At 61.2% G+C, this 20,433-nt stretch carries 22 protein-coding genes; 11 read left to right on the top strand and 11 right to left on the bottom strand.

The annotated features are described in order from the left end of the window. Positions 1 to 23: 23 nt before the first annotated feature. Positions 24 to 1,427, bottom strand: a complete 1,404-nt coding sequence (locus VMA09_21510) for a sigma-54 dependent transcriptional regulator (protein ID HUA36200.1) — start codon at positions 1,425 to 1,427, stop codon at positions 24 to 26. Between the two features lie 445 nt (positions 1,428 to 1,872). Here VMA09_21510 and VMA09_21515 point away from each other — a divergent pair, with 445 nt between their 5' ends. Both VMA09_21515 and ftsH read left to right on the top strand, forming a co-directional pair. Continuing rightward, positions 1,873 to 2,394 carry a response regulator gene (locus tag VMA09_21515; protein HUA36201.1) on the top strand — a complete coding sequence of 174 codons (522 nt, stop codon included), beginning with the start codon at positions 1,873 to 1,875 and terminating at the stop codon, positions 2,392 to 2,394. Positions 2,395 to 2,406: 12 nt separating this feature from the next. Beyond that, positions 2,407 to 4,398, top strand: a complete 1,992-nt coding sequence (gene ftsH / locus VMA09_21520) for an ATP-dependent zinc metalloprotease FtsH (GenBank protein ID HUA36202.1) — start codon at positions 2,407 to 2,409, stop codon at positions 4,396 to 4,398. Here the strand turns inward: ftsH and VMA09_21525 are convergent. The 4 genes from VMA09_21525 to VMA09_21540 form a co-directional block, all read right to left on the bottom strand. Further along, entirely contained in the window at positions 4,395 to 5,771 is a 1,377-nt protein-coding gene (locus VMA09_21525) for a sigma-54 dependent transcriptional regulator (protein HUA36203.1), read from the bottom strand. The two genes, ftsH and VMA09_21525, sit on opposite strands and share 4 nt — an antisense overlap. 10 nt (positions 5,772 to 5,781) lie before the next feature. Then, entirely contained in the window at positions 5,782 to 6,840 is a 1,059-nt protein-coding gene (locus VMA09_21530) for an ATP-binding protein (GenBank protein HUA36204.1), read from the bottom strand. A 122-nt stretch (positions 6,841 to 6,962) separates the two neighbouring features. Beyond that, a complete protein-coding gene (locus tag VMA09_21535) occupies positions 6,963 to 8,006 on the bottom strand; it encodes a putative sulfate exporter family transporter (protein ID HUA36205.1) in 1,044 nt (347 codons plus the stop codon). Next, positions 8,003 to 8,368 (bottom strand): metalloregulator ArsR/SmtB family transcription factor, encoded by a 366-nt coding sequence (locus tag VMA09_21540; GenBank protein HUA36206.1) that lies wholly within the window; start codon positions 8,366 to 8,368, stop codon positions 8,003 to 8,005. Before VMA09_21540 ends, VMA09_21535 begins: the two co-directional genes overlap by 4 nt. A 74-nt stretch (positions 8,369 to 8,442) precedes the next feature. On the opposite strand from VMA09_21540, the gene VMA09_21545 reads away from it, so the two are divergent. Genes VMA09_21545 through VMA09_21560 form a run of 4 tightly spaced genes read left to right on the top strand, consistent with a single transcriptional unit; the run spans position 8,443 to position 10,917 of the window. Next, positions 8,443 to 9,480 (top strand): MBL fold metallo-hydrolase, encoded by a 1,038-nt coding sequence (locus tag VMA09_21545; protein ID HUA36207.1) that lies wholly within the window; start codon positions 8,443 to 8,445, stop codon positions 9,478 to 9,480. Position 9,481: 1 nt separating this feature from the next. Continuing rightward, positions 9,482 to 9,913, top strand: coding sequence for a YeeE/YedE thiosulfate transporter family protein (locus VMA09_21550; GenBank protein ID HUA36208.1), 432 nt, complete (start codon positions 9,482 to 9,484; stop codon positions 9,911 to 9,913). After that, on the top strand, positions 9,910 to 10,374 hold the full coding sequence (locus tag VMA09_21555; protein HUA36209.1) for a DUF6691 family protein: 465 nt from the start codon (positions 9,910 to 9,912) through the stop codon (positions 10,372 to 10,374). Before VMA09_21550 ends, VMA09_21555 begins: the two co-directional genes overlap by 4 nt. Positions 10,375 to 10,383: 9 nt before the next feature. Further along, positions 10,384 to 10,917 (top strand): DUF1993 domain-containing protein, encoded by a 534-nt coding sequence (locus tag VMA09_21560; protein ID HUA36210.1) that lies wholly within the window; start codon positions 10,384 to 10,386, stop codon positions 10,915 to 10,917. 39 nt (positions 10,918 to 10,956) lie between these two features. Here VMA09_21560 and VMA09_21565 read toward each other — a convergent pair whose 3' ends face one another. The 4 genes from VMA09_21565 to VMA09_21580 are packed head-to-tail and all read right to left on the bottom strand — an operon-like array spanning position 10,957 to position 13,501. Then, positions 10,957 to 11,484: a hypothetical protein gene (locus VMA09_21565; GenBank protein ID HUA36211.1), complete on the bottom strand. Its 528-nt coding sequence runs from the start codon at positions 11,482 to 11,484 to the stop codon at positions 10,957 to 10,959. Positions 11,485 to 11,541: 57 nt separating this feature from the next. Next, positions 11,542 to 11,823 (bottom strand): 4Fe-4S dicluster-binding protein, encoded by a 282-nt coding sequence (locus VMA09_21570; GenBank protein ID HUA36212.1) that lies wholly within the window; start codon positions 11,821 to 11,823, stop codon positions 11,542 to 11,544. Between the two features lie 2 nt (positions 11,824 to 11,825). Continuing rightward, positions 11,826 to 12,314 (bottom strand): hypothetical protein, encoded by a 489-nt coding sequence (locus VMA09_21575; GenBank protein HUA36213.1) that lies wholly within the window; start codon positions 12,312 to 12,314, stop codon positions 11,826 to 11,828. Further along, the gene (locus VMA09_21580; protein HUA36214.1) at positions 12,314 to 13,501 is read right to left on the bottom strand and encodes a ferritin-like domain-containing protein; all 1,188 of its coding nucleotides are present in this window, start codon (positions 13,499 to 13,501) and stop codon (positions 12,314 to 12,316) included. Before VMA09_21580 ends, VMA09_21575 begins: the two co-directional genes overlap by 1 nt. An 80-nt stretch (positions 13,502 to 13,581) precedes the next feature. On the opposite strand from VMA09_21580, the gene VMA09_21585 reads away from it, so the two are divergent. After that, positions 13,582 to 14,214: a TetR/AcrR family transcriptional regulator gene (locus VMA09_21585; protein ID HUA36215.1), complete on the top strand. Its 633-nt coding sequence runs from the start codon at positions 13,582 to 13,584 to the stop codon at positions 14,212 to 14,214. Here VMA09_21585 and VMA09_21590 read toward each other — a convergent pair. Further along, positions 14,207 to 14,965: an SDR family NAD(P)-dependent oxidoreductase gene (locus tag VMA09_21590; protein HUA36216.1), complete on the bottom strand. Its 759-nt coding sequence runs from the start codon at positions 14,963 to 14,965 to the stop codon at positions 14,207 to 14,209. The genes VMA09_21585 and VMA09_21590 overlap by 8 nt on opposite strands. Before the next feature lie 13 nt (positions 14,966 to 14,978). Next, positions 14,979 to 16,217, bottom strand: coding sequence for a cytochrome P450 (locus VMA09_21595; protein ID HUA36217.1), 1,239 nt, complete (start codon positions 16,215 to 16,217; stop codon positions 14,979 to 14,981). A 221-nt stretch (positions 16,218 to 16,438) separates the two neighbouring features. On the opposite strand from VMA09_21595, the gene VMA09_21600 reads away from it, so the two are divergent. The 4 genes from VMA09_21600 to VMA09_21615 all read left to right on the top strand — a co-directional run bounded on the left by VMA09_21600 (position 16,439) and on the right by VMA09_21615 (position 20,414). Next, positions 16,439 to 17,110, top strand: a complete 672-nt coding sequence (locus tag VMA09_21600) for a TetR/AcrR family transcriptional regulator (GenBank protein ID HUA36218.1) — start codon at positions 16,439 to 16,441, stop codon at positions 17,108 to 17,110. 24 nt (positions 17,111 to 17,134) lie between these two features. After that, positions 17,135 to 18,307 carry an LLM class flavin-dependent oxidoreductase gene (locus tag VMA09_21605; protein ID HUA36219.1) on the top strand — a complete coding sequence of 391 codons (1,173 nt, stop codon included), beginning with the start codon at positions 17,135 to 17,137 and terminating at the stop codon, positions 18,305 to 18,307. A 67-nt stretch (positions 18,308 to 18,374) separates the two neighbouring features. After that, entirely contained in the window at positions 18,375 to 19,496 is a 1,122-nt protein-coding gene (locus VMA09_21610) for an LLM class flavin-dependent oxidoreductase (protein ID HUA36220.1), read from the top strand. 45 nt (positions 19,497 to 19,541) lie between these two features. Then, positions 19,542 to 20,414, top strand: a complete 873-nt coding sequence (locus VMA09_21615) for a 3-keto-5-aminohexanoate cleavage protein (GenBank protein HUA36221.1) — start codon at positions 19,542 to 19,544, stop codon at positions 20,412 to 20,414. Positions 20,415 to 20,433 lie beyond the last annotated feature (19 nt).

Consider the following 20,433-nt stretch of genomic DNA (forward strand, 5'->3'; position numbering starts at 1 on the left):
TCGATGCGGCCCCTTTGTTGTTCCTAGTTCAATACGATGCCGTACTTGGCGATCTTTGCATAGAGCTTCTTGCGGGAAATCTGCAGCCGCTTGGCGGCGAGCGCCTTGTTGCCAGCAGCGTTCTTGAGCGCGATCGCGATCATTTCGCGCTCGCTATCGGCCAGCGTCGAGACCCCACCATCGCCGGCCTCTGCGCGCTGCGGAAGGATCGCTCCCACCTCAACTCTCGAGTCGCGAATCACCGACGGCAGGTCCTCGAGCGTGATCAGATCGCCGGTTCCAAAAGTGAATGCGCCTTCGATCGCATTAGACAGTTCGCGCACGTTGCCGGGCCAGGAATGCTCGCGGAGTGCATCAAGCGCTCCCTTCTCGATCCCGGCGATGGTGCGGCCCAGGCTGCGATTGAACATTGCGATAAAGTGCTCGACGAGAAGCGGGATGTCCTCGCGGCGCTCGCGCAACGCCGGCGCCGTCATCGTAACCGCCTGCAGCCGGTAGTACAGATCTTGCCGCAGATGGCCGTGGCTCACGGCTTCGCGAGGGTCGCGATTTGTGGACGCAATGATCCGCACATCGATCGGAAGTTCGCGGGTCGATCCGACCGCTCGGATCGCCCGCTCCTGGATTGCGCGCAGCAGCTTGCTCTGCGTCTCCGGGCTCATCTCGGTGATCTCGTCGAGAAAAAGCGTGCCTCCCTCTGCCGCGCGGAACAACCCCATATACTCCGTCGCCGCGCCGCTGAACGCGCCGCGCTTGTAGCCGAACAGCTCGCTCTCGATCAATTCCTTCGGCAGCGCGGCGCAATTAAGCGCGACGAATGGGCGATCGGCGCGCGGGCCTGCAGCATGAATCGCGCGAGCGACGAGCTCCTTGCCGGTGCCGCTTTCGCCGACGATCAACAGATTACCGCGCGTCGCGGCCGCCGCCTCGATTCGCTGGTAAAGCTTGCGCATGCCTGCGCTTGCGCCGACGATACCGTGGAAGCGGGTGCGCTCTGCGGCAGGAAGATGGGCGGCTTCGCGCGCAAATGCCGACATTTTCTCGCCGGCGATCGCGGACTGCGAGCGAAAGTACGTCGAGACGAGGAGGATGATCCGAACGTTGTTGAGCTTGTCGAAGATAGCTATCAGGCGCGGATCCTTGGGAAGCAGATCGACCGTGGCGGTCTTCAGCAAATGAATCGTGGCGATTACTTCCTCAAGAGGAACGCGATGCTCGGCGAGCACAACGCCGAGGCGGCCCAGTGCGGCCGCATGCTCAATCATGGCGCCCGCGACAAGGGCAGACTGATCGCTTTCAAGCGCATCGCCGAAAATACGTTTGAACTCGCTCTCTGAGAGTGTGCGGTTGTCGCCAAAGTGGAGCAGGTATTGTTGATACCAATGGTTCGTTACATTCTCGCGGTTATCGAGGATGATCTCGCTCAAGCAGCGCACGTCTTCGACATCCTTGCCCGAGACGAGATGACAATGGAGCGCGGGTTGCTCTGAACAAGCTGAAGGGGCCGCAGGGGCGGGCTCTATCCATTGAGCGCTACCACCGCCGTGGCCGCCGAACCCTAAAGGAGGCATTTCGGTGAATCGAACTGACTCGGCAGTTTCAATGAAAGCTACGTTCATGGTGACATCCCCTATTTCGGTCGTCGCGCTGTCGGAAGACGGCACGGCGTTCGGCGACATTTCTAACTGGTCTTGTTTATCCGACGAGCGCATTTGAAAAATCCGATAAATCGCGTTACGCAGGGACCGTGCCATCGGGTTTTGCTATTATTTTCCTTAGCTTCGCGTGGACTTGTTGGGGCATGGATGTCCCACGTGGGTCGCGGGCTCCCCAAGCAATCTGACGACCCCCGGCGGCACTCTCATTCCAGAATTGATTCTGCTGGGCAACTATCGCTTGAAAAACAAGAGAGATCGGCGCGATTCGGATCGGCTGGAAAGCATCGCGAACGGTAAAGCTATTGGCACGAATCGTGATTACTTCAGGTCGGCTACGGCTATCTTGAGTTTAAGTATTGGTGTGATTGTGTCGGATAAAATTCTGATTGTAGATGATGAAGTTGAAGTCGCGGATTCCTGTGCTCGAGTTTTGAAGCGGGCAGGTTTCAATTGCATTCTCGCTCATAACGGACCCGCCGGAATCGCGGCGTTCGATTCGGCGCGTCCCGCCCTGGTGCTTTCCGACATCAACCTTGGCGTCGGCGACGGATTCGAAATCGCGCGCCATGTCCGCGACACCTCGCCTGCGACGCCCGTCATTCTGATGACGACGCACCACAGCGAAGCTGTATCGCAGCAAGCCAATCGCGACGGCGCGTCGAGATATTTACGCAAACCGTTTTCTAACTTCGATCTCGTTTCGATGATAAAATCGCTGCTCAGTCCGGTTCGATAGATCGGATTGTCGATGGCGCAGCAGGAAGCGGAACAACCGAAGAAGCAACCGCCGCGACCGCCTTGGACCATCATGGTCTGGTGGCTGGTCTCGACGGCGCTCGTCTTTTGGTACCTGTCCGGCATTCTTCCCGGCAAGCAGGACAAGGCTCGTATCCCCTATTCTGCGTTTCTCGCGCAGGTGAGCGCCGACAATATCTCTCGCGTGCACGTCGCGGGCGACAAGATCGAGGGCGCGTTTATCAAGCAGGTAACCTGGCCTCCACCCAAGACGGCCGCGCAGGCGCCGGCCCCTAAAGCGTCCCCCTCGCCCGCGCCTCAACCCTCGGCTGAAGAATCACCGGCGCTCTATTTCCAATTTACGACCACGTATCCCGTTCCGATTGGCGATCCCGGCCTGATGCCGATGCTGGTCGCTCATCATGTCGTCGTCGATGTCTCGTCATCGTCGCTGCCGTGGTTCGTCGAAGCGTTGATTACCTGGGGACCGATCATTCTCATCTTCGGCGTGCTGTGGTGGATGTCGAGCCGGGCTGCGCGCAGTCAGTCGGGCATGTTCGGCTTCGGCAGGATGCGGGCGAAGCGCTACACAGGCGGCGAGCAGTCGGCGATCACTTTCAACGACGTAGCGGGCGCGGATGAAGCCAAGGCGGAACTCCAGGAAGAGGTCGATTTTCTCAGGCATCCGCAGAAGTATCACGACATCGGCGCGCGAATTCCCCGCGGCGTGCTGCTCGTAGGTCCGCCCGGCACGGGCAAAACTCTCATGGCGCGAGCGGTCGCCGGCGAGGCCGGCGTGCCATTTCTCAGCATCAACGCCTCGGAATTCGTCGAAATGTTTGTCGGCGTCGGCGCGAGTCGCGTGCGCGATCTGTTTCGCCAAGCCAAGGAAGCCGCACCCGCAATCGTTTTCATCGACGAGCTCGATGCGGTCGGACGCCGCCGCGGCGCGGGGGTCGGCACGGTCAACGATGAACGCGAACAAACGCTCAACCAGTTGCTCGGCGAGCTCGACGGCTTCGACGCGCGCGCCGAAGTCATCATCCTTGCCGCCACGAATCGGCCCGACGTGCTTGACCCGGCGTTGCTGCGGCCCGGCCGCTTCGATCGCCAGGTTGTGATCGGTCTGCCGGATCGCCAGGGTCGCGATGGTATCCTTCACATTCATACCCAGAAGCTTCGTCTTGCAGACGATGTTGACTTTGAGTCACTGGCGCGCAGCTCGGTGGGCATGAGCGGCGCCGATCTCGCGAATCTGTGTAACGAGGCGGCACTGACTGCGGCGCGCAATAATCGTCCGACCGTCACGATGGCCGACTTCGAAGAGAGTCAGGACAAGGTCCGGATGGGGGCAGCGCATCGGATGCTGATGAGCCCGGAAGAACGCCGCGTCATCGCCTATCACGAATGCGGTCACGCCTTGATCGCGTGGCTCACTCCCGATGCCGACCCGGTTCACAAGGTGACTATCGTTCCTCACGGCCAGGCGCTGGGCATGACCGAGCAGGTGCCGGGCGAGGATCGCCATAACTTTACCCTGACCTATCTGAAGGCGCGGATTGCGGTATTGCTCGGCGGGCGTACCGCGGAAGAGATCGTCTTCAGCGAAGTCACCACCGGAGCGGAGAACGATCTCGTCGAAGCCACCCGCCTCGTGCGGCGGATGGTCACGCGCTGGGGTATGAGCGAGCTCGGTCTCGCCGCCTTCAAGAGCGACGAGCAGCAGCCGTTCCTGGGCTACGAGATTTCGCAGGGACGCGACTATAGCGAAGCGACCGCCGCGCGGATCGATCAGGAAGTGCGCCGCCTGCTCGACGAGGCGCATGAAAAGGTTCGGCGCACTCTGTCGGAATCGAGAAGCCGCCTCGACAAGATGGTCGAGACGTTGCTCCGCGAAGAGACGGTCAGCGCCGATGAGTTGGAGCGGATTCTCGGTCCGCATGCCGAGCCTGTCGCCAAGCTGCCGCCCGCAGGCAACGTCGACGGACACGGAACCCGCCGCTAGCGGATATTGTACTTGTTGAGCAGGCGGTGAAGCGTTTTGCGATCGACGCCCGCCTTGCGCGCCGCACGTGAAACGTTGCCGCCCTCGTCCTTGAGAACGTCGGCGACGTATGCCGCTTCGAGCTGATCGATCCAGCGCTCCTTCGCTTCCTTCAAAGTGAGCTTGCCCGTGGTCTCCGCCACGGCCGGCCGTTCAGCCTGAGGAACGCGCGTGCGCACGTGAACCGGCAATTCGGCCAGCGTGATGGTCTCGCCCTCGGCCAGCGCGCACGCACGCTCGATCACGTTCTGCAGCTCGCGTACGTTGCCCGGCCACGCATACGATTCGAGCGCCATGAGGGCGTCCGGATCGAAGCCTTTCATTCGCTCAGACGCGAACTTGCGCATGAAATGCCTGGCCAGCACCTCGATATCGCCCAGGCGCTCGCGCAGCGGCGGCAGCGCGATGTCGATGACATTGACGCGATAGTACAAATCCTCGCGGAACTTCCCTTCTGCGATCTGTGCGCGAAGATCGCGATTGGTCGCGCATACGATCCGCACATCGACGTCGAGCTGGCGCGTCCCGCCAACGTGACGGATCTGCCGCTCCTGGAGCGCCCGCAACAGCTTCACCTGGAGTCCGATCGGCAGTTCGCCGAGCTCATCGAGAAAGAGCGTCCCACGATGCGCGGTTTCCATGAGCCCCCGCTTCGCGGCGGCCGCGCCGGTGAAAGCGCCTTTCTCATGACCGAAGAGCTCGGATTCGAGGAGATTCTCCGGCAGCGAAGCGCAGTCGACGGGGACGAAGGGCTGTGTGGCGCGTGGGCTGTTGGCGTGGATCGCGCGCGCGATCAGCTCCTTGCCGGTTCCGGATTCTCCGAGGACCAGGATATTCGCTTCGGAGCGAGCGGCCTTGCGCACCAGCTCGAGGACCTGCTTGAGCGCGAGGCTCTGGCCGACGATATTTTCCAATCCAAGGGTGCCGCGGAGCTGCTCGCGGAGATGGAGGTTTTCCATCTCGAGGCGCCGCCGGTTGAGCGCCCGCTCAACCGTGATCTTCAGTTGCTCGTTGGAAAACGATTTGGACAGGAAATCGAAAGCGCCGGCCTTCACCGCCGAGACTGCGCTTTCGACCGAGGCGAAGCCGGTCAGCATGATCACCGGCATCTGCGGATCGATCTCCCGCGCGCGCCGCAGCATCTCGATCCCATCCATCGCCGGCATCCGCAGATCGGTGAGCAGCAGATCGGGATGCTCGCTCTCGAGGATGCGCAACGCCTCGGCAGGCTCGGTCGTGGCGATACACTCGTAGCCCGCCGACTCGAGGATACGCACCCAGCTCTTCGCGATATCGGGTTCGTCGTCGAGAATCAGGATTCGCTCTGACGCCATCGCAAATCTTTCATGATGCCGCCGCGGGCAGCCTCATTGTAAAGGTCGAGCCGGTGCCAACTTCCGAGACCACTTCGAGCCTGCCGTTATGCTCCTGTACGATCCGCCGGCTGAGCCAGAGACCGAGCCCAGTCCCGCCGGTCTTCGTCGTGTAGAGCAGGTCGAATATCTTGAGGAGCTTCTCCGCCTCGATCCCGGGTCCCGTGTCCGCGACCGAAAGATGAAGCCATCCTTCGCGATCGCTCAGCTGTCCACTGCTGATCGTTACGCTCCCGCCCTGCGGCATCGCATCGCGAGCGTTGGTCAGCAGGTTGATCAGCACGCGCTCGAGCGCGGTCGCATCGCCGACGGTGGCGGGAAGTTCCTCGTCGAGCTCGGTTTCGATCTGGATGCCGACCTTGCGCATCTGATCGCCGATCAGGATCAAAGCGCGGTCCACGAGCCGATTGAGATCAACTGGACCGATAGCCTTGACGCGCTGGCGCGACAGCTCGAGGAACTCCTCGACGATGCGGGCGGCGCGCTGCGCCTGGCGGTGAATCGCGGCGATGTCTTCCTTGATCTCGTCCGGGGAGGCCGTGTCCGACTCGAGCAGCAGCTCGGCGCGCGAGCGAATGACTTGCAGTGGATTGTTTAGATCGTGCGCGATACCAGCCGCGATCGCGCCCAGCGAAGTGATCGTCTCCGCGCGTCGCGCTTCATTCTCCAGCGCAAGGCGCTGCGTGATGTCAGTCACGGAGGCCACCACAAGATCGCCGCGTGCGGTGTTGCGCGCAAAGGCGAGGCTGACTTCCACCGGAAACTCGGAGCCGTCCCTGCGCCGCCCGACGAGGCTCAGCCCAAGTCCCATCGCGCGCGTGCGCGGCGCGGCAAAAAAGCCCTCGACGTGCTTACGATGGGCAGTGTGCAGCTTGTCGGGAAGCAGGATCTCAACCGGCCGGCCGACTAGTTCTTTGCTCGAATAACCGAAGAGTTCTTCGGTCTTGCGATTGGCTTCAACGATCTGACCGCTCCGATCGACGATGATCAGGCTCTCGGTAGCGACCCTGAAATATTCCTCATACGGCATTGTGCGCGCACTTCACTAACTCGGTTCGCCCTGTTGCGATTAGCCCGAAGTTTACCGCGAGAGATCGTAGCTCGCGGTTGCACGAATTGGAATTCTTTAGAAAGGGCTGGCCGACCGGCGGGTTATCGAATCCAACCGAGCAGGATGGCGCCAAGGGTGGCACTTCCCATGATCACCCAGAGGAAAAAGCCCTGCATCAGCGGCCGCCGTCCCACGACCTGCAGCGCGCTCCGGCTCAATCCCGAGCCGATGAGAAACAAGGTGATCACCAATGAGCGCTGCGCGCCCAGGAAGATCACGTGGCCCGCCGGTTTGAGCGAGGGTAGCCAGGTGACCAGCGCGGCAGCCGCAAGAAATCCCAGGATGAACCACGGACGCTTAGCCTTTCCTCCACTGGCTTCCTCGCTACCACGATTCCAGATCACGCCGATGACCAGAGTGACCGGGACGATCCAAAGCGCGCGGGTCAGCTTGATCGTCGTCGCAATTTCGAGCGCGCGCGCACCATACTGCATCGCAGCGCCTACCACCGAGCTGGTGTCATGAATCGCGAGCGCGCTCCATACGCCAAATTGCTCCTGGCTCATGGCGAAGTGATGGCCGATCGCGGGGAAGATCAGCAGCGCGACAGCGTTGAGGAAAAACACCGTCGCCAATGCCACTGAAACCTCGTGACTCTTCGCGCGGATCGCGGGCGCGACCGCTGCGATCGCGCTGCCGCCACAAATCGCGGTGCCCACCGTCACCAGCAGCGATGTATCGCGTCCGGTGCGGAGCAGTCGGCCCATCAAAAGACCGATTGTGATCGTAAGCGAGATTCCGATCACCGTGTAGAAGAATCCGTGCACTCCTGCCCGCCCGACCTCAACCAAGTTCATTCCCGTGCCGAGCCCGATCACCGAGATCTGCAGCAGCGGCGTAATCGTTCGCGCCGCGGTCAGCGGATAGGGATTGCCCAAAGTAAGCGCGAATGCGATCCCGACCATCAGCGCAATGCCTGGCGAAACGAAGGGCAGAAGCGTCGCCACCGCGAGCAGCGGAAATAAAATGCGCGCTGCGAGGTTCGCGGAATTTGCAGCGCTCAGCTCCACTCGGAGAGGAGAGATCGTTGCTCCCCCGGGCAGCGCCGAGGCGCTGTTTTCGACCGTCGGCACAGCCGTGCTCATACCCGCAACCTCCCCGCGAGGGCGCCGACCTGCGCTTCGAGCCGCTCGCGTAAGCGCGAGCAGATCATCTCGCACAGTTCGAACACCATCGGATCGGCAATCGAGAAGTAGGCGCTGTTACCCTGCGCCCGGCGGCGGAGCAGGCCCGCATCCTGCAACACCTTGAGATGCTTGCTGACATTGGGCTGCGTGGAGCCGATCCTGGTGGCGAGTGCAGACACGCTGAGCTCGCCCAGCTCCAGCTCCTGCAGGATTCTGAGCCGCAGCGGCTCGCTCATCGCACGAAAGCGCGCCGCAACGAGCTCGAGCGCTTCCGGAGTCATGGCGCGCCGTGGGTTTACGATCTTGACTCTTGTCTTCATGCGTATTTAGTTATATAGAATCATATGCAATCAGTCAAACGCCGGCGCGCCCGGCGCGAGGGAGGGGGCCATCAATGTTCTGTCGTGAACTCAATCGTGGAAAGTGCAAAACCTACCTGGTCGCTTGCGAGCGGACGCGCCACGCGGCCGTGATCGACCCGCTGCGCGAAAATACCGCGCGCTATATCGCGGTCGCCGCCTACCACGGCTTCCGCCTCGACTATGCCATCGACACCCACACCCACGCCGACCATCGCAGCGGCACCTGGGACCTCGCCGCGCTGACCGGAGCCAGGATCGTGATGGAACGCTACGCGCCCGCGCCGCACGTCGATGTTCACGTCACGCAGGGCGATATCCTCGAGGTCGGCGACCTGCGGCTCAAAATTCTATTCACCCCGGGCCACACGCCTGACGGCATCAGCGTCTATGTCGAGGGATGCCTGTTCACCGGTGACACCTTGTTGATCGGCGGCACCGGGCGGGCCGATTTCGCCGGCGGCGATGCGGGAAAACAGTACGACGCGATTACCAATCTGATGTTCACGTTGCCCGAGGACACCGTCGTATTTCCGGCTCACGACTACCGCGGCAACCAGAGCTCGACGATTGGCAAGGAGAAGGCCTCGAATCCGCGCGTCGCCGGCCGCTCTCGCGCCGAGTACATCAAACTCATGAACAATCTCGGCCTGCCGCTTCCCGACAAGATCCAGGAATCGCTGCAGTCCAATCAGTCCGCGATCGAAGACGATTCGGTTAAGTTCCCCGACCTGGCACAGCTAGGCAACGTTCATCAACTGAGCGTCACCGACTTGCGCGATCGGATCGCGTCGGGACGCCCGCCGCTGATCATTGACGTGCGCGAACTCGACGAATACGTCGGCGAGCTCGGCCATCTTCCCGGCAGCCGCCTGATTCCGCTCAAGACGCTGCCAACCCACGCCGCCGATCTCGAACACAACAAGAGCGATGAAATCGTTATCGTTTGCCGATCTGGCGTGCGCAGCGCGACCGGAGCGGCGATTCTGAACGGACTCGGCTTCGAACACGTGAGCAACCTGAGAGGCGGGATGCTCGAGTGGAACGACGCAGGCCTGCCCATCGAGCGATAGCGTGCAGAACTTTACTCCGTACTCATCCTTGATCGGTGGGGTCTTGATCGGACTCGGCGCGGCCGCGATGCTCCTCTTCGAGGGGCGCATCGCGGGTATCAGCGGGATGCTCTACGGTGTCCTGCGCCCCACCAGGGGCGACACTGCATGGAAGGCGTGGTTTATCGGCGGTCTGGTCGCGGGTGGACTTCTACTGCGAATTGTTATGCCCGGCGCATTTAGTTTTGGGGTCGTGCGTTCACCCGCAGTGCTCGCGAGCGCAGGCGTGATGGTCGGATTCGGTGCACGCCTCGCCAACGGATGTACAAGCGGTCACGCAGTATGCGGCGTGAGCCGGCTTTCAAGGCGCTCGCTCGTCGCGACCGCGACCTTCATCGCGTGCGGCGCACTCGTCGTCGGCATCGCCAGCTATATCGCCAAGGTCGCGCAATGAAGCTGAAGGTCACTTCGTTCCTGTCGGGAATCGTATTCGCGCTGGGCCTCGGAATCTCCGGGATGACGCGGCCAATCAAGATCATCGGATTTCTTGATTTCTTCGGTAACTGGGATCCGAGCCTCGCCTTCGTGATGATCGGAGCGTTCTCGGTTTATTTCGTTGCTTATCGGATGAGCCGCCGGATGCCCGCGCCGCTTTTCATCGAGAACTTCAGCATTCCATCGCGCAGCGATCTCGACCTGCGCCTCATCGGCGGCGCCGCGATCTTCGGCGCCGGATGGGGTCTCGGCGGCTTCTGCCCCGGCCCCGCCCTGGTCTCGATCGCGTCCGGAGCCCTGCCTGTTCTGATCTTCGTCGTCGCGATGGCGCTCGGTATGTATCTTCACGCTTGGACGGCCAAGCTCGGCCAGGCTCGGAGTGCCGCTCCATCAACGCTCAACATCGCCGCCGATTCTTAAGGAGTCATCATGAGCATCTCGATGAATGCGATCGCAATTGAAACGTTCGTGCCGATGCTGCAATCGCTCTCACAGATTCTCGACAAGGGCGCGCAGCTCGCTCGGGCCAAGAACCTCGACGACTCGACGCTGCCGAATTCACGCCTCGCACCGGACATGTATCCGCTAATCAAACAGGTTCAGCTCGCCTGTGATCACGCCCGCGACGCGACGGCGCGTCTCACCGAACTTACGGGTCCGACCTTTGATGACAGCGAACAGACCATCGATCAGCTCAAGGCGCGCATCGCGAAAACCGTTCAGTTCCTGCAAAGTGCTCCTCCCGCCGCGTTCCAAGGCACTGAGGATCGCGCAATAAAGATTCCGATTCCCGACAACATGGCAATCGAGATGACGGGCCTCGAATTCCTGCGCGACTGGTCAATGCCACATTTCTATTTCCACGTCGTCACTGCCTACGACATCCTGCGGCACCACGGCGTCGATATCGGTAAGCGCGATTATCTGAGCTACGTCGGCAAATACATCCGGCCGCTGGCGTGATCCACTCAGTTGGAAAAGACCCTCGACGTTTTTTTATCCTCAGTCGCCAGCGTTTTTTCGTGCTTGAGTGAAGACGTGGTAGGTGACGCTATCCCAGGTGTTGTGGATTCCGACGAAAAGCAGCAGGAGCGCCGCGGCTGCCACGCCGAAAAGCGCGTGACGCGTGTGCAACGATGCGCCAGCTGCGGAGAGAACGAGGATCGCGTACGCCACGAGCGGCAGCAGCACATGAAATAGCCAGTCCTCGAACTCGGGGTGATACGCGCCCTGCGTCCGTACACGGCGCGCCACGATTAGCGAATAAACCACGCCGCCGATTCCGATCAGGTCCCAGACGATCGATACCCTGGAAATCGAATGCCACGGCGCCAGCGACAGCGCCGACAAGACGAGCGCGCTCGTGAAGTGAACTACAGTCGGCGTCGCAAACGCGGCGCCTGCCTCCGCGACGCGCAGCGACGGGCGCGCCGCGATCAGCGTCATCACCACGAACTGCAATCCGATGAGCGCGCCCGCGGCCGAGCCGATCACGACGAAGTAGTTCTGCCATGCGGCGAACTCTGACATGCCGTCATCTAAGCGCGCGTGAACGGCACGCGCCAGCGCTTCGGTCGCGCTAAGCGATCAGGCGCGGGCTCTTGCCCACGCCTGAAGTTCTTTGATGCGGGTGTAGCCGCCGCTGCCCTCGACGATGCCCTCTTTGCGGGCATCGTGGATGCAATCGACGGGGCACAGCGGCACGCAGAAACCGCAATCGATACATTCTTCGAGCACGATCGCGAAGCGGCCGAGGAAGTCGTCTTCAACGCGATAGATCGCATCGACCTTGCCGGGGCACGCGTGATCGCATGCCCCGCAGCCGATGCAGGTCTCGTCGATATAGAAATGGCCCGGTTTGTGCGCCATCGTCAGCCGCCGAAAATCGTGGTGAACGCCGCCGATGCGTTCACGAACTCCTGCAGGCTCTGGTTGTAACGGAAGAACATGTCCTTGCGCAGCGGATCCTCGGACCATACCCGGATGGGCGTGCCGAAGTGGCTCAGATAATTCAGCGTGTGCGTCAGGTCTGGCCGCCCATGGCCGCGCGCGATCACCTCGATCATCTCGCGCCACGTCGCGAGCGAGGCTTCGAGCGTGAAGTCCGCGCGACTCGCGTCGGCAGGTCCGGATTCGCGAATATCGGTGACTTCGAACTCGTCGAACGTGACCTGCACGCTCCACGGCTTTGCTCCAACGCCGCCGTCGAGCACGGTGAACTGCGCGACGCAGTCGATGTAGCCCAGATGCTCGTGAATGGCGCGGCTCGCCTTCATCAACTGCGCGAGCTGCTCGAACCATTCGCGCGACGGAAATGCGATCGCGCGCCGCGTTTGTTCACTGACAGTTTGCGCTTCCATCAGTTAGCTCCCCAAACCGATTCCGCGGGAATCGTGCATCGCTCGCGGCGGTTGAAGCCCGCGCGATCGCATCGCTGCAGGTACTCCTCGACCGACATCTTCCAGAGCTGGCCCTGCCCTTCCATTCCCTGATCGATCTTGTCGAGGCCGCCGCCAAGCAGCACCGCGACCGGCTCAACCAGCGAGGCCTCGGTGAATGCGGTGAGAATGACCTGCTCGCCGACGTCGGCGAAGCGATGCATTTCTTCGAGCGCTTTTTCGCGATCGGGTGCGTGGTCGAGGTAGTTCTTGAGCTCCAGCACACCGTAGGAAACGTGCCGCGCCTCGTCCTGCAGACAGCGGCGGAATATCTCCTTGTCAACATGGGTCTTCGCGATCATCTCGCCCGAGCGGAAGATCGAGAGCACGAGGCCTTCGCCAAGCAGGTTGAGCAGGAAGGTGCCCATCGTATGCGTGGGTGAATCTATGATCGCTTTCAGCGCCCACTCGAAGCCGGGCGCCGCGTGCAGCAGGCCGCCGCCCGCGATCGCGCGCTTGCGGAAGACCTCCTGATGCCGCGCCTCGTCCATCATCTGGGTGGTAATGAAGCTCTTCACCTCGAGGAATTCCTGCGGGATTCGATAGATCCATTTGGCCGGAAAATCGCCGGCCGCAAATTCAACCTCGGTCAGAAAAGTGCAGAGCTGACAGGTTGCCTTCTCGAGATCGTCGGGCAGTCGCTCAAGTTCGCTCCACGGGATGTCGCGCGTCGCATTCCACTGGCGCGCTTTGGCCTCTTCGTAAAGCGTGATGACGTTGTCGGCCCACGATTCATCGCGATCGACCAGCGTGTAGTCGTCGACGGTCGGCATGTCGGCGAGGTATTCGTCACGCACCGCGCCGCGCGGCGCGAAGTTGAGCCACGTCGCCTTCTGCGGCACCAGGCCATAACCCGGAACGTTGTTGATGTCGGTGTAGGTGAGGCCTCGCGAGGACGGCTTGGCGCGGCGGCCCCATGAGGCCTTGTCGGTGTCCATCCAGTGCAGCGAGTACGATCCGCGCTTCATCCGCTCCGCGTTGCGCTGCAGGACTTCGGCCCACTTGGTGGAGTGTTGCTTGAACTCGGCCTCGTAACGCGCCACTTCTTCTTCCTTGGAACCAGCGAATGGCAACGGGCGCAGGGACTCGACACGTGATGCGATGGACATGCGAAACCTCCTCGGAGCTTCGATGCGGTTAATCTAGGAGATATTGATAGTACTGTCAATATCTCGATAAGGTATATTTCGTGAGCAAAGCTTCCCCCACAAAACGCGCGCGCGCCCGCCGCCTCGATCCCGCGGAGCGCCGGCCCCTGCTCCTGCAATGCGCGATGCGCGTGTTCGCGCGGCGCGGCATCGGCGGCGCACATCATGCGGAGATCGCGCGCGAGGCGCACGTCTCGATACCGGCGGTGTTCTTCTATTTTCCGACCCGCGAGGCGCTGGTGACCGCCGTGCTCGACGAGGTCGATCGCTTCCTAACCGATATGACCGTGACGATTCATTCGCGTGAGGGCTCGGCGCCGCAGATCGTGCTCGCTCACGCGAAGGCCTTCACCGATTCCGTCGATACGCATCCCGACCACGCGCGCGTATGGCTCGACTGGAGCACCGCGGTGCGAGAGGAAGTTTGGCCGCACTACCTGAAATTCCAGGAAAACATCGTGTCGATAATCGCCGATACGATTCGCCGATGGCGCCGCGAACACCAAAACATCGTTGACGATGAAGAAGCCGAGGACGACGCACGGCTCGTGGTCGGCTCGGCGCACATGCTCGCGCAGATGAAATTCACGCGAGTTCCGCCCGAAAAACTCGACCACTTCATGCGTACCCTCGTACGCGCAACAATCGGCGCCTCAGCCAAGCGCGCTAGCTGATCGTCCAGCCGCCGTCGACTACGAACGGCGCGCCGGTCGCGAATGACGAGTCATTACTTGCGAGGAACAGCGCCATGTTGGCGATCTCCTCGGGCTCGCCCATTCGGCCCAGCACCGAGATGCGGCTGACGGCCTTGGGATCGGGCTCCGCGCCGCGCCGGATGCGCTTGGCCATCTCAGTTTCGATTCCGCCCGGGCAGATGCAATTCACGCGGATGTTGTAGCGGGCGTATTCGAGCGCCGCGACGCGCGTCATCGCGATCACTCCGGCCTTCGCCGCGCAGTAAGCCGCTCCGCCGCGCACCGCGACGAGTCCCGCGATCGACGCCTGGTTGATAATCGAGCCGCCCTGCCCCGCTTCGACCATCGGCGGCAACGCGTACTTCATGCCGAGGAACACTCCGCGCAAGTTGATCGCGATCACACGATCGAACTGCTCGGCCGTCATCTTGCCGACGTAAGCGGACTCGCCTTCGATTCCGGCATTGTTGAAAACCACGTTGGGAGGACCGAAGCGTTTCATCGTCGCCTCGACCATCTGCGCCGCATCTTTCTCGACCGATACGTCGGCGCGAATCGCGATGGCCTGGCCGCCGATCTTTTCGATATCCGCGACCGTGTCGGCTGCGCCTTTCTCGTTCAGATCGACCGCGGCAATCTTCGCGCCTTCGCGCGCGAACAACCGCGCAGTCGCGCGGCCCATTCCCGATCCCGCCCCCGTGATGATCGCAACCTTTCCGTCCAGCTTCATGATGATTCCTCTTTCAGGCCGCGGCTTTCGCGGGTGTGAACGTAACCGGCAGATGCTTTATCCCGGCGAGCTGGTTCGAGCGCAGCTTCTCCACGGGTCCGGCGGGCGCCATGTCGGGCATGCGCCGCAGCAATTCACTGAGCATCACACGCATCTCGAGCCGCGCGAGATTCGCGCCGATGCAAAAATGTTCGCCGTAACCGAACGCGAGGTGATCGTTGGGCTGGCGCGTCATGTCGAACCGGTAAGGATCCTCAAAAACTTCTTCATCGCGATTGCCCGAGGGATTCCACAGCACGACCCGATCGCCTTTGCGAATCGTTTTATCCCGGATCTCGACGTCGCGGGTCGCGGTGCGCATGATGTGTGTGATCGGCGAAGTCCAGCGGAGGATTTCCTCGATCGCCCTGGGCAGCAGCGAGGCGTCGCGCGCCAGCCGCTCGCGATCGTCGGGGCGTTGCATCAACGCCTCCATCCCGCCGGTGAGCGCATTTCTGGTTGTCTCCTGCCCACCGAGAATCAGCAGAAAACAGTTGAAGAGCACCTCAACGTCGGTAAGGCGATCGCCTTCGATCTCGCCATGGACCAGCGCGCTCACGAGATCGTCGCCGGGATTCTTGCGGCGCTCACCGACGAGTTTCATGAAGTAGTTGAAGGTATCGCGTTGCGCCTGGGCTCCCGTTTTCTGCGCCGATCCATCGACCTGGTACTCGGGATCGTCGCTGCCGAGAGTCATGTTGCCGAGCTCGAACATTAGACCCCAGTCCTCGCGCGGCACCGCTAGCATCTCGCAGATGACCGCGGTCGGCAGCCGCGCAGCCACATCGACGACCAGGTCGCAATTTCCGCGCTCGGCGACCGCATCGATGATCTCAGTCGTAATCGCGCGGACGTGAGGCTCGTGCGGCGCCAGCGCTTTCGGCGTGAAGCGCCGATTCAGCATCTGACGCATCCGGCCGTGGCGCGGCGGATCGGTCGTGATCATCATCTGCCCGAAACCAAATTCCATCCGCGGCTGATTGGGATCGGGCGTCTCGACGAAGCTGAGGACGATTCCGCCCTCCGAGCTGAACGTGAGGGGATCGCGATAAACGCGCTGCGCGTCGCCATGTTTGGTTATCGACCAGAAGCCTCTACGGTTGCGGCGCTCGGTCCAATGCACCGGATCGGTGACACGAAGTTCCTTCCAGAGTGCGTGCGGGTCTCCGGAAACGAAGAAGTCGAGATTGGTAAGATCGAAGTCGTTCACCATGGCGTGCGCCTCCTGTGCGTTCGATCGCCGCGCGCGTGGCAACGCCGCGGCCGCACTCAGACCGTCTGAGGTAATCAGCCACGCAACGCCCCTCGTCGTCAAACCTCGCGACGTCCCGCCGCAATTGGCAGCGCGGTTTGAAAATTCGTCTCCGGTGACTGATTGATAGAACTATCAATGTTAATTGACAAACTTATCAATCATTGATAGCAATCGATTCGATGGCTGCTCGTCGACCTGCCAAGCGCCGCCGGCGCGCTCCCGCTCTCGACAAGTCTGAGCGGCGCGCGCTTTTGCTGCGTAGCGCAATTCGGGTGTTCGCCCGCCGTGGAATCGGCGGCGCACGTCATGCCGAGATCGCGCGCGAGGCGAAAGTCTCCGTGCCTGCGGTGTTCTTTTATTTCCCAACGCGTAAGGCCCTCGTCGGCGCTGTGCTCGAGGAAGTCGCGCGCTTCTTCACCGCGATGGTCGAGCAGATTCACGATCAGCATCGCCCCGCGCCGGAAATCATCCTGGAGAATTCGCGCGCCTTTGCGGCCACCGTCGAGACACATCCCGACTACACCCGCGTGATGCTCGAATGGAGCACGGCGCTGCGCGATGAGACTTGGCCGCTATACGTGCAGTTCCAGGAAAAGATCGTTGCCATGATCGCGCGCACGATCCGGCGCTGGCGGATGGAAACCAATAGCGATCGCGATCCCGATGCCGAAGACGACGCGCGCATGATCACCGCGACCGGCTACGTGATCGTCCAGATGAAAATGGCCAACCTGCCCGCCTCGCGCATCGAGAAGTTTCTCCAGACTCTCGTGCGCGACACGCTCGGCGAAGCCAAAGCCAGCGCCAGCAACGAAGCTCACTTGACTGAGTTCAATGTGGCCGTCGGATAGCCACTGACTATAGGAGAATCGCAAATGCGTATCGGAGCCTGCATCTTCAACCAGAACTACAATGACTGGGATCGCTACGAAGCCGAGGAAGCGGGCAATTCCGTGCCTCGGAAAGCAACCCTCTCGGACCGCGATATTTTCCATCAGGAAATAAACATCGCGCGTATCGCCGACGAAACGGGTTTCGACGCGGTCTGGACCATCGAGCATCACTTCACGCCGTACACGATGGTCACGAATCCGCTTCAGTACCTCACTTATATTGCGGGCATTACCAAGCGCGTTGACCTCGGCACGATGGTCACCGTCCTGCCGTGGCACAATCCGGTGCGGGTTGCCGAAGACGTCAACATGCTCGACGCCTTTCTCGGCGACGGCCGCGAGATTATCTGCGGCGTGGGCCGCGGACTCGGACGCCGCGAGTATGCCGGATTGAGTATCGATCAGAATGAAGCGCGTGGCCGTTTCGATGAATCGCTTCAAGTGCTCAAGCAATTACTCTCAACCGGTCAATGCAACTTTGATGGCGAATTCTACCAGATTCATGGCCTGCATCTGCGGCCCCAACCTGATCGCGATCTCAGTGCGAACCTGTGGTGCGCCGGTGGCACTGAGCAGACCGTCGAGATCATCGCCAAGCACGGCGTCCGTCCACTGACTATTCCCACGACCAGCCTCGATATTGCGCTGGCGAACATGCGCCGCTATGCGCAACTTTCCAAGAATGCCGGTCATGCTCCAAGCCATACCAAGCTCGCGCTTTGGACGTACGTCGCCGACAATCACAAGGACGCCGACACGGGTGCGCATCGCCACATGGTCGAATATGCCGACTCGGCGCTCCGGCACTACGAGCTGCTTGGCACTCATCTGAAGGGCATCAAGGGTTACGAAGCGTATGGCGCGCAGCAGGATGCGCTGCGCAAGGACGCGTCCCCGTTCAAGGAAGGCTTCTACCGCAGCCATCCGTGGGGCACGCCCGACGAGACGATCAAGCGCGCCACCGAACTCGCCAACGCATTCGGCACCGATGAGATCATGTTCATCTTCAAGTACGGTGCGATGCCGATGGACGCGGCGGAAAAGAGTATGCGATTGTTCGCCAAAGAAGTGCTGCCGGCGTTGAAGGAACTCAAGCCTGCGCCGATTACGGTTGAGGGCCGCTCGGCAGAACCAAATCAGCAAATCGCGAGCTGAGATGCAATTGCTCGCTCGATACTAACATCACTGCGCGCGCCGGGCGCGTAACGAAGGGAGTACGACAATGCATGTAGGCTATGGAGTCGCATTTCAAAACCCGCACAATGCTATTTCCGATGCCGAGGTGTATCGCAACGAACTGAGACTCTGCGAAATGGCGGAGCCGCTGGGTTTCGATTCGCTGTGGTCGGTAGAGCATCACTTCGACGACTACACGATGTGTCCGGATGTGTTGCAGTTCCTCGCCTACATGGCGGGCAAAACGAGCAAAGTGAAGTTGGGCTCGATGGTCGTCGTGCTGCCCTGGCACGACCCCATCCGGGTCGCTGAGCAAATCTCAGTTCTCGACCACGTCTCTAACGGCCGTTTCATTCTCGGTCTCGGACGCGGCCTCGCGCGAATCGAGTACGAAGGATTCCGCCTGGATCAGAATGAAGGCCGCAATCTGTTCGTTGAGTACGCCGAGCTCGTGCTCAATGCTCTCGAGAATGGCTACATGGAAGGTGGCAAGTACACCAGGCAGCCGCGGCGCGATATTCGTCCGTTCCCCTCGCGCTCCTTCAAGGGCCGCACGTATGCCGCCGCGGTTTCGCCTGAGTCGATGCCGATCATGGCGAAGCTGGGTGTCGGACTGCTTGTTATCCCGCAAAAGCCGTGGGAAGCGGTTAAGGCGGATTTCGAGATTTACCACAAGGTCTGGCGCGAAGTTAACGGCGCCAAGCCCGCACCTAAGCCACTCTCCGGCGGATTCTGCTTTGTCGACGAAAACAAGGATCGCGCCGAAGAAATGGCGATGAAGTATATTTCCGACTATTACCATACTGCGATGGCACACTATGAAATGACGTCGCAGCAATTTGGTACTCACAAGAGCTACGAATTCTATCGCAATGTCGGAAAGTATATTTCGAAGAACGGTCTCGATGGCGCCGCCGCCGATTTCGCGCGCCTGATGCCGTGGGGAACGCCGGACCAGGTGCTCGAAAAAATCGCCTTCATCAAGGATACGATCGATGCCAACGGCGTGATGCTGAACTTCAGCTACGCCGGCATGCCGTTCGCCGAAGCGGATCGCAATCTCAAATGCTTTGCGAAACACGTGCTGCCGGAGCTGAAAAAGATGAAGACCGACGAGCTCAACGAGCCGTCTGACCTTGATATGCCGTCCTATTCGCGAGCGAGTTGATGGCGTAGGTTGAAACCGTCGGCGATCTCCTGGCAGAGGTGACTTATGGGCAGGATCATCATGATCGAGTCCGCGATCAACGGAAACGCTGCGCGCGAGCTCAATCCGAATATCCCGTATTCACCTCTGGAGATCGCCGACGATGCGATCGCGACGACCCATGCGGGCGCGGCGCTGATTCACTTTCACGTTCGCGATCCTCAGACCGGCCGCTGGGTCCAAGACGTGCCCTATTACGCCGAGGTCTATCGGCGCACCCGCGAAGTCTGCGATCCACTGCTCTGGCCGACATTCCCATTCGACGGAACGCCGGCCGAGCGCTTCCACCATTTCGTCGAGCTCGCGAAGGACAGCGTGACCAAGCCGGACCTCGGCGCGGCCGATATGGGCTCGGTGAATCTCGCGACATATATTCCGCGCAGCAAAAAAATTCGCGGCGCCGGCTTTGTCTATCAGAATAGCTACGAGACCTGCCGCCAGTTCCTGGAGATGTCGCGCGAATTGGGACTCCGCCCTACTCTGCAAATCTTCGAGCCGGGTTTCCTGCGCGCGGCCTTAGTGTTTCTCGATCAGGGACTTATCACCGAACCTCTGATACTCAAGTTCTATCTCGGCGGACCGGAGCAGAACTTCGGCCTGCCGCCGACGATGAAGAGTCTCGAGGCGTACCTCGCGATGATCGAAGGTGTGCGATGCAACTGGTTTGCGGCGACGCTCGGCGGCGACAACCTGCCGCTCGTGCCGGCGATCGCGAGTCTTGGCGGGCACGTGCGCGTCGGCCTCGAGGACTACCAGTACGCGCGCGACGGCCAACTGAGTAATCCGCAAATCGTCGAGCGCGCCGCGGCGATGATTCGCGCGATGGGTCACGAAGTCGCGACCAGCAGGCAGGCTCGCGAAATCCTCGAAGTTCAGTAGCATCGCAACGAAGCCCGCG

The organism is Candidatus Binataceae bacterium (genome assembly GCA_035508495.1).
GTDB lineage: Bacteria > Desulfobacterota > Binatia > Binatales > Binataceae > JASHPB01.